General features: G+C 69.1%; 14 protein-coding genes and 1 tRNA gene. 7 read left to right on the top strand and 8 right to left on the bottom strand.

The features are described from left to right. Positions 1-42 precede the first annotated feature (42 nt). The 5 genes from sigK (at position 43) to LXM64_RS07390 (ending at position 3096) form a co-directional block, all read left to right on the top strand. Complete coding sequence (gene sigK, locus LXM64_RS07410) at positions 43-642, top strand: ECF RNA polymerase sigma factor SigK (protein WP_234075273.1); 600 nt, start codon at positions 43-45, stop codon at positions 640-642. Next, positions 642-1391, top strand: a complete 750-nt coding sequence (locus tag LXM64_RS07405) for an anti-sigma factor (RefSeq protein WP_234075272.1) — start codon at positions 642-644, stop codon at positions 1389-1391. Before sigK ends, LXM64_RS07405 begins: the two co-directional genes overlap by 1 nt. A gap of 88 nt (positions 1392-1479) precedes the next feature. Continuing rightward, complete coding sequence (locus LXM64_RS07400; protein ID WP_234075271.1) at positions 1480-2007, top strand: hypothetical protein; 528 nt, start codon at positions 1480-1482, stop codon at positions 2005-2007. Positions 2008-2155: 148 nt separating this feature from the next. Next, positions 2156-2563 (top strand): DUF4383 domain-containing protein, encoded by a 408-nt coding sequence (locus LXM64_RS07395; RefSeq protein ID WP_137417187.1) that lies wholly within the window; start codon positions 2156-2158, stop codon positions 2561-2563. Continuing rightward, a complete protein-coding gene (locus LXM64_RS07390) occupies positions 2560-3096 on the top strand; it encodes a hypothetical protein (RefSeq protein ID WP_234075270.1) in 537 nt (178 codons plus the stop codon). Before LXM64_RS07395 ends, LXM64_RS07390 begins: the two co-directional genes overlap by 4 nt. A gap of 4 nt (positions 3097-3100) precedes the next feature. Here LXM64_RS07390 and LXM64_RS07385 read toward each other — a convergent pair whose 3' ends face one another. Together LXM64_RS07385 and LXM64_RS07380 are read right to left on the bottom strand one after the other, a co-directional pair. Further along, positions 3101-3574 (bottom strand): CinA family protein, encoded by a 474-nt coding sequence (locus LXM64_RS07385; protein WP_234075269.1) that lies wholly within the window; start codon positions 3572-3574, stop codon positions 3101-3103. 173 nt (positions 3575-3747) lie between these two features. Further along, positions 3748-3823 (bottom strand) — tRNA-Glu (locus LXM64_RS07380). A gap of 109 nt (positions 3824-3932) precedes the next feature. Between LXM64_RS07380 and LXM64_RS07375 the strand changes: the two genes are divergently transcribed. Then, positions 3933-4571: an MBL fold metallo-hydrolase gene (locus LXM64_RS07375; protein ID WP_234075268.1), complete on the top strand. Its 639-nt coding sequence runs from the start codon at positions 3933-3935 to the stop codon at positions 4569-4571. A gap of 69 nt (positions 4572-4640) precedes the next feature. Here the strand turns inward: LXM64_RS07375 and LXM64_RS07370 are convergent, their stop codons facing one another. From LXM64_RS07370 to LXM64_RS07345, 6 genes are all read right to left on the bottom strand, one after another. Beyond that, the gene (locus tag LXM64_RS07370) at positions 4641-4910 is read right to left on the bottom strand and encodes an HPr family phosphocarrier protein (protein ID WP_234075267.1); all 270 of its coding nucleotides are present in this window, start codon (positions 4908-4910) and stop codon (positions 4641-4643) included. A 33-nt stretch (positions 4911-4943) separates the two neighbouring features. Further along, positions 4944-7004 (bottom strand): PTS fructose transporter subunit IIABC, encoded by a 2061-nt coding sequence (locus LXM64_RS07365; RefSeq protein WP_234075266.1) that lies wholly within the window; start codon positions 7002-7004, stop codon positions 4944-4946. A 24-nt stretch (positions 7005-7028) separates the two neighbouring features. Next, complete coding sequence (gene pfkB, locus LXM64_RS07360) at positions 7029-7973, bottom strand: 1-phosphofructokinase (protein WP_234075265.1); 945 nt, start codon at positions 7971-7973, stop codon at positions 7029-7031. Continuing rightward, on the bottom strand, positions 7970-8755 hold the full coding sequence (locus LXM64_RS07355) for a DeoR/GlpR family DNA-binding transcription regulator (protein ID WP_234075264.1): 786 nt from the start codon (positions 8753-8755) through the stop codon (positions 7970-7972). Before LXM64_RS07355 ends, pfkB begins: the two co-directional genes overlap by 4 nt. 84 nt (positions 8756-8839) lie before the next feature. After that, entirely contained in the window at positions 8840-9271 is a 432-nt protein-coding gene (locus tag LXM64_RS07350) for a hypothetical protein (protein WP_234075263.1), read from the bottom strand. Positions 9272-9403: 132 nt separating this feature from the next. Continuing rightward, positions 9404-10177 (bottom strand): hypothetical protein, encoded by a 774-nt coding sequence (locus LXM64_RS07345; RefSeq protein ID WP_137417202.1) that lies wholly within the window; start codon positions 10175-10177, stop codon positions 9404-9406. A gap of 162 nt (positions 10178-10339) precedes the next feature. On the opposite strand from LXM64_RS07345, the gene LXM64_RS07340 reads away from it, so the two are divergent. Continuing rightward, positions 10340-12352 carry a DUF262 domain-containing protein gene (locus LXM64_RS07340; RefSeq protein ID WP_234075262.1) on the top strand — a complete coding sequence of 671 codons (2013 nt, stop codon included), beginning with the start codon at positions 10340-10342 and terminating at the stop codon, positions 12350-12352. The last annotated feature ends 5 nt before the right edge of the window (positions 12353-12357 follow it).

Raw genomic sequence — 12357 nt, 5'->3', positions numbered from 1 at the left:
TGTCCGCCGCGTGCCCGCAGGGGGTTGCGTGCGCGATAAGGCATGCTGGTGACTGTGGTGATCGACGGCGTCGAGGTTCCCGAGGACGGCTCGGGGGGAATCGATCATGTGGCGACGCTGCTCGCCGCGATCGCTGGGGGCGATCAGAACGCCTTTGCACAGTTGTACGACATGCTGTCTCCGCGCATGTTCGGCCTCATCCGTCGCGTCCTCGTCGACCCTTCGCAGAGCGAGGAGGTGCTGCAGGAGGTCTTTCTCGAGATCTGGCAATCCGCTTCGCGCTTCGCTCCGAACAAGGGACAAGGAAGGTCGTGGGTTCTCACCATCGCGCACCGCCGAGCCGTCGACCGCGTGCGGGCGTCGCAGGCCAGCGCCGATCGTGATGCACGCGTCGGCCTTCGCGATCTCGACGTCGCATATGACGGCGTCGCCGAGACGGTGGAACTGAAGATCGAGGGCGGGCGCGTCTCCGAGGCGCTCGCCGGGCTACCCGAAGCGCAGCGCGAGACGATCGTCCTCGCCTACTACGGCGGTTACTCTCAGACCGAGATCGCCGCGCTCGTCGGGGCGCCGTTGGGAACCGTGAAGACACGCATGCGTGATGGACTGAGCAGATTGCGAACCAGGATGGGGGTGCAGTGATGGAAGAAGAAGAAGAGTTCCGCGACCTCGCGGCCGGCCATGCCCTCAACGCGCTCTCCACCGACGACGAGATGCGCTTCCAGGAGATTCTGGCCGCTCATCCCGCCTGGGACACGATCGTAGCCATGGAGCTCGACACCGCAGCGGCCCTTGCCGACGGCGCAGGCGACGTGGTACCCCGTCCGCAGGTGCGTGACGCGTTGCTCTCGCGGATCACCACCCTGCCGCAGAACGCTCCGCGATCGACCGATCCCGCTGAACGGGCCGGGGACCCGACCCCTGCTCGGGCGCCGCGCCGCCCCCGCTCACGGATGTGGTTCGCGCTCGCGGCCTCCCTCGCCTTCATCCTCGCCCTCGGCATCGGCGGGCTCTCGCTCGGGCGCCTGCTGACCCCCGAGGACGGCGCTCAGGTCGCCCTGGAGCAGATCCAGGACGCCCCCGACGCGCAGTCGGCGAGCGTCACCCTCGACGACGGTGCGTCCGCGACAGCGCATTGGTCCGCATCCACGGGACGGGCCGTGCTGGTCACGGACGGCATGCCGACGCTTGAGGACGACAAGACGTTCGAGATGTGGTTCATCCGCGATGGCGCCCCCCTCCCGGCCGGCACCTTCTCGGCTGACGACGCCGTCTCCGAGCTCGCCGGCACGTTCCAGCCCGGCGACGTGATCGCTGTCACCGTGGAGGCCGCGGGCGGCTCGCCCAGCGGTCTTCCCACGACGGACGCGATGTTCGCCATCACGACCTGAGATATTTCCTCCCATCCGATCGAGTCGCGGCTTCGGATGACCTGTGTGCGGCCGAAAGGTCGCAGACGGAAAACAAGGAGAGATATCGATGCGTACGAACACGAAGAACCGTCTGGCAATCATCACCGCTGCGGGAGCAGGCGCCGCAGCGATCGCTGTCGCCGGGTTCGCGCTGCCGGCCTCGGCAGACGAGCCCCGCGGAGGCGACTGGTCCACCTTCACCACGACGCTGAGCGCCCCGGTCGAAGCCGCGCAGACCTGGCTGACGAGCGCGATCGAGGCCGGAAGTGCTTCGGTGTCCCCCGACACGTCCGTCGCCCCCGACACCTCTGTCGGCGACGTGAGCCTGATCCAGGGACCCGTCGTGGGCGACGTGCTCTCCGGCAACCAGGCGCCGGTCGCGTCGGGCAACGACGTGCAGGCGCCGGTCGCCTCCGGCAACGACGTGCAGGCTCCTGTCGACGCACCGGTCGGCTCCGGCAACGAGACCGGCATCGAGGCGCCTGTCGCCCCCGAGACGTCGATCGGCGGATCCGTCGGCGACATCGGCACGCAGGTGGGCGACCTCGTCGACGGCCTCACCTCCAACCTCGACCTCGGCGGTCTTCTCAACTGACCTCACCGCGCACGGGGCGTCGTTCCTTCGGGAGCGGCGCCCCGTTCTCTGTGAGGAGCCTGAAAGTCCTCCCATCCGTTCTCGGGCCCGTGACGAACAAGTGATGGATGCGGCACACGGTCGCATCCTCCCTACACCGGAGGTCATCATGAGCTCTTCCCCGAACCGCCTCGTCGCGACCATCTTCGGCGCGATCTATCTCCTCGTCGGTCTCCTCGGCTTCGCCGTCACCGGTGGCGTGGGGTTCCTCGCCACTGAAGGAGGGCTCCTCCTCGGCATCTTCGCCGTGAACCCGCTGCACAACGTCGCCCACCTGCTCATCGGTGCGGCGCTGCTCGTCGCGGGCCTCGCCAACGTCCGTGCAGCCAAGACGGTGAACACCGTCGTCGGCGCCGCCTACCTGCTGCTCGGCGTGGCCGGGTTCTTCCTCGTGGGCACGGCCGCCAACATCCTGGCGCTGAACGTCCCCGACCACTTCCTGCACCTCGGCAGCGCCGTGGTCCTGCTGGCCATCGGCGTCGGCGCCGACCGCGGCGCCCGCGTCGCAACGGCATGAGCGCTCAGCGCACGAGCGCGGCGACGGGCCGGCGGGCAGCATTGCTCGCCGGCCCGTGGCCGGCCGCCCTCGCCTGGGGCGCTGCGCTCGTGCTCGCCGCCCTCGGGGCGGGCGCCGTCGTCCTCCCGGACGCGACGTCGACGAACCGGATCATCGGAGTCTGTGCGGCGGCTCTCGGGCTCGGCGGACTCGGATGGGGCGTCGCAGCCCTCCGCGCCGGCCGCCTCCTCGCACCTCGCTGGATCACCGCGGGAACCCTCCTCGCGGTGCTCGTCGCGACATCGCTGCTGGCGACCGAGCCCGCGCACACGAGCATCGTGGGCGTCACGGTATGCGTCGCCCTCAGCGTGACCCTCGGAGCCTGTGCGGCAGCAGCCACGCGCCGCGATGTTCCCGCGCAGCATCTGCGGGTCGGCCAGCTGCTCGCCGCCGCCGCACTCATCGCGGTCTTGGTGACCCCCGCCCTCGGCGCCGTGCAGGACGGCATCCTGCTACGCGATGACGGCACCGTTCCGGTGGTGCCGCACCACTGAGCCGTCAGCGGTCCTCGACGTCTGAGACGCCCCCGAGGAGCTCCGCCAGCATCGAGAGCGCCGCCCGTGTGGTCGCCTCGACGATCTGCTCGGGGTCGTCCCCTTCGAAGGAGAACTCGCGCGCTCCAGCGCGCGGACCCCGCGCCCAGCCGATGAAGACGGTTCCGGGTGCGTGCCCGTCTTGTGGATCAGGCCCACCCACGCCCGTCGTGGCGACGGCCGCATCCACTTCCAGCGCATCGCGCACCCCGGCAGCCATCGTTCGCGCACACTCGGCCGAGCAGGGGTCGAGGTCGTCAGCCACCCCGAGAACGAGGCTCTTCGTCTCGATCGTGTAGGCGACGACTCCCCCGGCGAACCATTCTGATGCGCCCGGCGTCGCGCCGAGGGCCGTGCACACCTGCCCGCCGGTCAGCGACTCCGCCGCCGCGACCCGGATACCCGCCGTCGTCGCCAGCTCGCCGATCCTCTCGGTCACGTCCATATGCTGCTCCCCTCGATCGTGTCGGACGTCGGCACCGTATGCCGCGACCGGGGGCTGCCCGAGGGGATTGCCTCGGCGTGGCGCGCGCATTACACGCGAGCAGATGCTGCCGAAGCGCACGTCATGAGGAAACAAGAAAACCCCCGGATTGACCGGGGGTTTTCTGTTGGTGACCCCAGCGGGATTCGAACCCGCGTTACCGCCGTGAGAGGGCGGCGTACTAGGCCGCTATACGATGGGGCCGCTGCCGTGGCAACCGTTCAAGTATGCCATGCGGTCTTGCGTTGCGCCAAATCGAGGCCGGGATCCGTGTCGGGTTGCCTCGGCGACCCCTGAAGAGTTGACTCGCGTCATGCGAATCACCAAGCACGAGCATGCCGCCCTCACCCTCGAGAAGCAGGGCCGCAAGCTCATCATCGACCCCGGTTCGTTCACGACTCCCCTGCCCGACACAGCGAACGTCGCAGCCCTCGTGATCACCCACGAGCACCCCGACCATTGGACGGCCGATCACATCGACCGCCTCGTCGCCGCGAATCCCGGGCTGCCCATCTACGCGCCCGAGGGCGTCAAGAACGCGGCGCCCGGTTACGACATCACCGTCGTGGCGCCCGGCGACACGGTCGATGTGGAGCCGTTCCGTCTCCGCTTCTTCGGCGGTCGCCACGCCGTCATCCACGAGAGCATCCCGGTGATCGACAACGTCGGCGTGCTGGTCGACGACACCTTCTACTACCCGGGCGACTCGTACGCCCCGCCCAAGGGACACGACGTGGCCGTGCTCGCCGCGCCCGTCGGCGCGCCCTGGTTGAAGATCGGCGACGCCATGGACTTCGTCCTCGCCGTGAAGCCGCGCCAGGTGTTCGCCACACACGACATGACGCTGTCGGTCGCGGGCAAGGAGATGGGGCGAGCCCGCCTGAAGTGGTCCGCAGAGCAGCACGGTGGCGATCTCGTCGTTCTCGAGCCGGGTGACACGCTCGAACTCTGAGCAGGAACGACGAAGGCGGATGCGGCACCCGGAGGTGTCCGCATCCGCCTTCGTCGTCTGAAGGACGCCTTACTCGGCGTCGAGGTCCGTCTCGAGCAGGGCGACGAGCTCGTCGAGAGCCTGCTCGGCCCCCTCACCCTCCGCCTTCAGGGTCACGACACTGCCGTGCGAGGCACCAAGACCGATGATCGACAGGATGCTTCCCGCGTTCAGGTCGGGGCCGCCCTCGAGGGCGATCGTGACGGGGAGCTTCTTCTCCTGCACCGCCTGCACGAAGAGCTTGGCGGGGCGCGCGTGAAGCCCCGAGCTGCTGGCGATTGTCGCCTGACGTTCTGCCATGAGTGATTCCTCTCGTCTTACCCTTCTATGCTCTCAGGCCGCGACGGGTGCTGCTGCCGCTTGCGCCTGAGCGAGTTCTTTGCGTCCGACCCACTTCTTCAGCGCGACGACCGCCAGCGCGGTCACCAGGGTTCCTGCGACCAGCGCCACCAGGAAGCCCCAGATCGGGTCGATGGCGAAGAACACGAAGATCCCGCCGTGGGGTGCCAGGGACGAGACCCCGAGAGCCATGCTCAGTCCGCCGGTGACGGCACCGCCGATGAGGTTGGCGGGGATGACACGCAACGGGTCAGCCGCCGCGAACGGGATGGCCCCCTCGCTGATGAAGGCGGCACCCAGCAACCAGGCCGCCTTGCCGTTCTCCTTCTCCACGGGCGTGAACAGGCCGCGAGCCAGGACGGTGGACGCCAGAGCCATGGCCAGCGGCGGGACCATGCCCGCGGCCATGACCGCCGCCATGATCAGGAACGGGACGGCGTGGATGTCGGCGGTCGACGCACTCGCGAGACCTGCGGTGGCGAAGGCGTAGGCGACCTTGTTGACGGGGCCTCCGAGGTCGAAGCACATCATGAGGCCGAGGATGATGCCGACGACGACGATCGCTCCGGTTCCCGCGAGGTCGGTCAGGCCCACGTTCAGCGCGTCCATGAGAGCCGCGATCGGCCGGCCCAGGAAGAGGATCATCAGACCCGAGGCGATGATCGAGCCCACCAGCGGGATGATCACGACCGGCATGAGACCCCGCAGCCAGCGCGGCGGGTTGAGGCGTCCGAGCCACCAGGCGATGAAACCGGCGAGCAGACCGCCGATGATGCCGCCGATGAAGCCGGCGTTCATGAGTACAGCGACGGCACCCGCGACGAAACCGGGGGCGATGCCGGGGCGGTCGGCGATCGCGAAGGCGATGTAGCCCGCCAACGCAGACACCAGGAAGCCCATCGACGTCGCGCCGATCATGAAGGCGACGGAGCCGAGGTATTGGCCGATGGGACCCAGAGGCGACGTGATGTTCTCCGTCGGCAGGTTCCACAGCGAGTTGTCGATGATCACCTTGCCGGCGTCGGCGGTCACCTGGTAGCCGCCCAGGAGGAATCCGAGCGCGATCAGCAGACCGCCGCCCGCCACGAACGGGATCATGTAGCTCACGCCCGTGAGCAGGATCCGCTGGATCTTGGCGCCCCATCGCTCGTTCTGTGCGGGAGCGCTGCTCGTGGCCGAGGCGCCGCCGGACGCAGCCGGGACGCGCGCACCGCTCGGGTCCTTCGCCGCCGCGAGGGCCTCGGTGATGAGGGCGACAGGCTGTTCGATGCCGCGCTTCACACCCGAGCGCACGACGGGCTTGCCTGCGAAGCGCTGCGGCTCGCGCACATCCACGTCGACGGCGAAGATCACCGCGTCGGCGTCGTCGATCACGCTCTGCGGAAGAGCCTTGTAGCCACTGGAGCCCTGGGGCTCGACGATGAGGTCGATACCCTGCTCCTTGCCGGCCGCGGTCAGCGCGTCGGCGGCCATGAAGGTGTGCGCGATACCGGTCGCGCAGGCGGTGACGGCGACGATACGTGCGGGGCGACCGTCGACCTCGAGCGCGGTGGAAGCGGATGCGGCGGGCGCCGACGGGGTCGCCGCGGGCGCTGCGGCCTCCTCCTCGCCGATCGCCTGACGGACGATGGACACCACGGCGGTCGCATCTGCGGCCTGCCGCAGGTCGCTCGTGAACGATTCCTGCATGAGGCTTCGGGCCAGGCGGGACAGCACGGCGAGGTGCTCCTCGGCGGCGTCCGCAGGCGCCGCGATGAGGAAGACGAGATCGGCGGGGCCGTCTGCGGCGCCGAAGGCCACCGCGGGCTTCAGCCTGGCGAACGCGAGAGAGGCCTGCGAGACGGCGGGGCTCTTGGCGTGCGGGATCGCGATGCCGCCGGGCAGGCCGGTCTCATCCTTCTCCTCGCGCGCCCAGGCGTCGGCGAAGAGAGCCTCGGCATCCGTGGCCCGACCCGCGGCGACCACGCGCGCGGCAAGGGCCCGGATGACGGCTGCCTTGTCGGCGCCGAGATCCTCGTCGAGGACGACGAGCTCCGGTGTGATGGTGTCGGACACGATGACCTCCAGTGGTCGGGTTCGTCAGCGGATGATCCGCTGCACGGGAATCTCGGCGGTGACAAGATCCGCCGGGGTCGGGGGTTGGGTTCCGGGAAGGGATGCGGCGGCGGCGCCGTAGCGCATCCCCCTGCGCAGACGTTCCTCAGGCTCGGCGCCGGCCACATCGGCCAGCAGATATCCGGCGAGGGAGCTGTCGCCCGCGCCCACCGTGCTGACCGCGGTGATGCGCGGCGCCGTTCCCACCCAGACGCCGTCCTCGGTGACCAGCAGGGCCCCTGCTGCGCCGAGCGTCACCAGTGCTGCACCGACGCGCGGGCCGACGAGATCCTGAGCGAGCGCGATGATCCCGTCGATGTCACGGGTGTCGGCGGCAGCGCCGGTGAGTTCGGCGAGTTCGTGCTCGTTGGGCTTGATGAGGTCGGGGCGAGCCTCGGCCACAGCAGCCGCGAGTGCGGCACCCGAGGTGTCGACGGCGATGCGAGGCGTCGCGTCGCCGTGCGCGGCACGAACGGCGAGGATCACGCGCACGTAGAAGTCGTCACCGGCGCCTGGCGGGAGGGATCCCGCGAGCACGAGCCAGTCGGCGCCTGCGGTGGCCGCCACGATCGTGCCGATGAGCGCGTCCGCATCCGCCGCGTCGAGCTCGGCGCCGGGCAGATTGATCTTCGTCGTCGTCCCCTGCGGATCGGCCAAGGTGAGGTTCGCACGGGCATGGCCGTGGACGGGGACGGATCGAACGGGGATGCCGGTCTGGGCGAGCGCCGCTGCGTACGGATCCTGCTCGGCGAGCGGAAGCACGGCGAGTGTCGGCGTTCCCGCCGCGGCGACGACGCGGGAGACGTTCACGCCCTTTCCTCCGGCATCCTCGCGGACGCCGAGAGCGCTCTGCACCTCGCCGACCTCGAGCGGGCCGGAAAGCGAGACCGCTCGGTCGAGAGAGGGGTTCGCGGTGACGGTGACGATCATGCCTGCACCACCTCGATGTCGGCGCGCTCCAGCGCTTCGGCCAGCGGGGCCGGCGGGGCCGCGTCCGTCACGAGCACGTCGAGCGCGGAGAGCGGTGCGAACGAGACGAGCAGCTCGAGGTCGAACTTCTGGGCATCGCAGAGGACGACGATGCGGCGTGCCGCCGCGACCGCCGCACGCTTGACCGCCGCCTCCTCCGGGTCGGGGGTGCTGAGGCCGAACGAGGCGGAGAGTCCGTTGGTGCCCAGGAAGGCGATGTCGGGTCGAAGGTTCTGGATGGCGGCGACGGTGGTCGCCCCGACCGCTGCGCCCGTGACGCGACGCACGCGACCGCCGACGAGGGTGAGGTCGATGCCGTCCTGTTCGGCGAGCAGAGGTGCGTGTGCGAAGGAGTGGGTGACCACATCCGCTCGTCCTCCGCGCGCAGCCAGATGCGATGGCAGCTCCTGCGCGAGGGCGCCGACGGTCGAGCCGGCGTCCAGCAGCACGGATCCGCTGAAGCGGTCGCCGAGGAGGTTCAGTGCGGCCCGCGCGATCCGTCCCTTCGCGTCGCTGCGTTCATGGATGCGCTCGCTGATCGACGTCTCGCGGGTGCTGGAGCGGCCCTGAGCGACGGCGCCGCCGTGCACACGCTGCAGAACACCGCGCTGCTCCAGAGTCGCGAGGTCGCGGCGCACGGTCTCGGTCGTGACATCGAAGCGCGACGCGAGGTCGACGACCACAAGTCGTCCCTCGGCGTCCAAGATTCTCTCGATCGCCGCCTGGCGCTCCGTTGCGTACATGATCCTCCTCGAAGGATCAACACATTACAACACAAAGCCACACAAAGGAACGGTTGCGCCGGGTAAAAACCACATGCGCTGTGGTCACAGGAGCCGCGGCCCCGCGGGCGTGAGAGTGACGATCATCCAACTGCGTTGTCCGTCGGAGGTACGTCGCATCCGCGCCCAGTGCCCGGAGGACGTGACGACGGTGTCTCCACGCAGGACACGACGCGCATCGACCTGTCCGTATCCGGCGTTCGCGACGGCGAACTCGATCGCCCTCATGTCGGTCGAGAACATGTCGACGCGCACGAACGACGCCACGATCGCGATGACGAAGAGCAGGAACCCTCCGAAAGCGAGAATCAGCGCGGCAGGCACCACACCCATCCCGACGGACGCGATCATCAGCCCCAGGATCGCCGCGACGATCAACGCGCACCCTCCCACGATCGTGCAGAGGACCATGACGATCAGCCACGTCCGCACCGCGCGCGCTCTGGGCGCGTCGACGACCACCTCACTCGGCTGCATGCCCTCCCCCTCGTTCGGTTTCATCCTGCGCGATCACTCCCTGCGAACATCGCCTCTTGACGCGCGGACGGCGGCACGCAAAACGGTGGCCCGGTCCGCAGTGCGGACCGGGCCACCGTTGTGCGAGGGGGTTCAGGCCTCGCTCATGGCCTGGACGGCCGCCTGGCCCTTCGCCGCGTAATAAGCGGCGCGCGCCGCATCCTTGCGCGCCTGCTCCGCGTAGCCGTGCTCGAGCACGTCCTGCGGCACCTCGACGCTCTCGACGTGGTTCACGCCGTGATACTTCTCGATGTAGGCGTCGAGCTCGGGGCCCGACGTCCACGAGGTGATGAGGCAATAGCGCGGGTCGGTGCCGTTGTGCGTGGCCGCGTGCCAGAGGCGCTGCGTGTCGATGATCAGCTGCGCGCCGGCGGGGAGCGCGATGCGCACCTCGCCACGCGGGTCTGTGCGGTTCTCACGCAGGACGAAGTAGCTGTCCTTGTCGTCCGTCAGGTTGAAGAATCCGCGGACGACCCAGCCGGTGCCGTCCGGGTTCAGGCGGTTGTTGTCGTCCTGGTGCAGGTTGTAGAGGCAGTCGCCGTAGGGCGTGGGCTGCAGTTCGATGACACGGCAGCGGCCGACGTTCGCGCCGGGCTCCTGCGCGCGACGCACGAGGTTCGGGGCCTTGGCGACCTGCGAGTCGATCCAGACGCCGTCCTTGTCGGTGCGCGGCGGCTTGTGGTTCCAGAACCCGTTGCACTCGATCTCGCCGAAGGCACTGGCGAGAGGAGCGAACCGGGTGTCGCCCGAGGACTTCCAGTCGTTGTACTCGATGTCGAGCCACTCTTTGGGATCGAGCTCCTGGTTGTAGCTGTCGAGGACGACGTAGCCGGTCTCCTCGAGAGCGGCGGACTTGATGTAACCCATGACGAATCATGCCTTTCGGTGGGGGGTCAGCGCGTTTTTACTGGCCCAGGTAAGGTCAGCCTACTCGGGCTCCTCTGCAATACCCGGGAGGCCCGAGGCCCCGGCCTAGAGTGGTCTGGTCGCCCCGCGCGACGCGCTCCGCCCGCAACGAGATCGAGGATCATGGCCAACGCCACCAACGTCGATGCGACCGCCGTCAACACGATCGCCTGGCTCAGCGATCCCGACCTCGCCATCGTCGTTCCCGTGTACCAACGGCAATACCGATGGGACATCGGCGGGTGCGAGCAGCTGCTGGCCGACGTCCGCCAAGTCGCCGATCTCCCGGAGGGCCACACGCACTTCCTGGCCTCCATCCTGTCGTCGCGCGGCGGGGAATCCGACGACGCCGAGCTCGTGCTGATCGACGGTCAGCAGCGCATCACGACGCTCATGCTTCTGGTCGCCGCCCTCGAGCACACCGTGCGCGACACCGACGCCGCGCTGGCGGCGCGCCTGCACGACGTGCTCGTGCGCGGCGGCGAGACCCACCGGACGAAGCTCCGCCCCCACCAGGCATGGGCGGACGTCTTCGAGAGCGTGGTGCTCGATCGACGGGAGACCGACGCCGCGGATCGCACATCGCGCTTCGACGACAACTATGCGTTCTTCCGCAGCCAGATCCGTCCGGAGGAGGCGTCCCGCATCTGGCGAGGACTCCAGCGCCTCGAGCACGTGGCCATCGCGCTGGGCGCCGATGCCAACGCGCAGCAGATCTTCGAGAGCCTGAACTCGACGGGTGAGCCCCTGCGGGATCACGAGCTGATCCACAACTACATCCTCATGGGTCTCACGCACGCGGAGCAGACCGAGATCGAGGAGCGGTTCTGGCTGCCGATCGAGCAGAACACCGGCGAGGCCATCGCGGACTTCTGGCGCCACTACCTGGTGATGCGCACCGGCCGAGAGCTCACGGGCGGCACGACCCGCGCCGTCTACGACGCGTTCCGGGGCGAGTTCCCGGTGCTCGAGGCCGAAACGCTGGAGAGGGACGCGGCCGAGTGGAAGGCGTACTCGGAGATCTACCGCGTCCTCCTCGAGCCCGCGCACGCCCCCGACGAAGGCGTCGCCGCGCAGCTCCGCTTCCTGGGCACGTTCGGGCGCGGCACCTTCCCGCTGGTCATGGCCGCGTACCGAGACCGCGAGCAGGGTCTCATCGACCGCGACGCACTGATCGAGACACTGGAGGATCTGCAGGCGCTTCTGCTGCGTCGCCTCGTCGCCGGCCTCACCAACGACCGGCTCGTCGCCCGTCTGTGTCGCGCACGCGCCGAAGGCGCCGAGGCGCTGAGCCACGCCTTCGGACGCATCACGCCCTCCGACGAGCGGATGCGGATCGCCCTGAAGTTCACTCCCCTGCCGCATCCGGCGTACGTGCTGGCACGACTGGCCGGACGTGACTCCGCAGCGGATCTCGACGTCGAGCACATCGTTCCGCTCGCACCGGGAGACGGATGGAGCGGCGACGGCGTGCGCACATGGAGCGAGTTCTCGGAGGACGAGCAGAACAGCCACCGGGCGCTCGCGGCGACGCTGGGCAACCTCGCGCTGCTCGAAGAGCCGCTCGCGGAGCGGGCGCTCGACCGTTCGTTCCCGGACAAGCGCGACCTGTACCGCCGCAGCGCCGTCGAGCTGACCGCATCCGTCTCCGACCTCGAGGCGTGGAACACCGCCGCGATCTCCCGGCGCACCGTGGAGCTCGTCGAGCTGTTCCTCACGGTGTGGCGCCGCCGAGCCGATGTGCTCATCGACGACGACGATCTGACCCCCATCCTCGACGCGAAGAAGCGCCGCGGGTTCCCGCCGGGCTGGCAGCAGGAGTGGTCGTACGTGGAGTACCGCGGCGAACACTGGGAGATCTACGACATCGCGTCCTTGTTCAACCGCATCTTCAAGCGGCTGTGGGCCGACGCCCGCGAGGACCTCCTGTCGTTCAGTGCGCGACGCGGTGGTCCCGTGTATGAGACGCGAGCGTGGAACGGGCAGTGGGACGAGCTCGGCGACGGCGCCTTCCTCTACATGGGCTGGGACTCGCGTTACATGCTCGCTGCTGTGCAGGGCGTGCTCGAGGAGGCTGGGATCGCCGCGGAGGTCTTCGTGAAGTACTCCTACATCGGCAACGCGATGCGCGACTGAGCTGC

The sequence above is a fragment of the Microbacterium binotii genome (assembly GCF_021398715.1).
Taxonomy (GTDB): Bacteria; Actinomycetota; Actinomycetes; order Actinomycetales; family Microbacteriaceae; genus Microbacterium; species Microbacterium binotii_A.
This window is presented reverse-complemented; position numbering and strand designations above follow the sequence as displayed.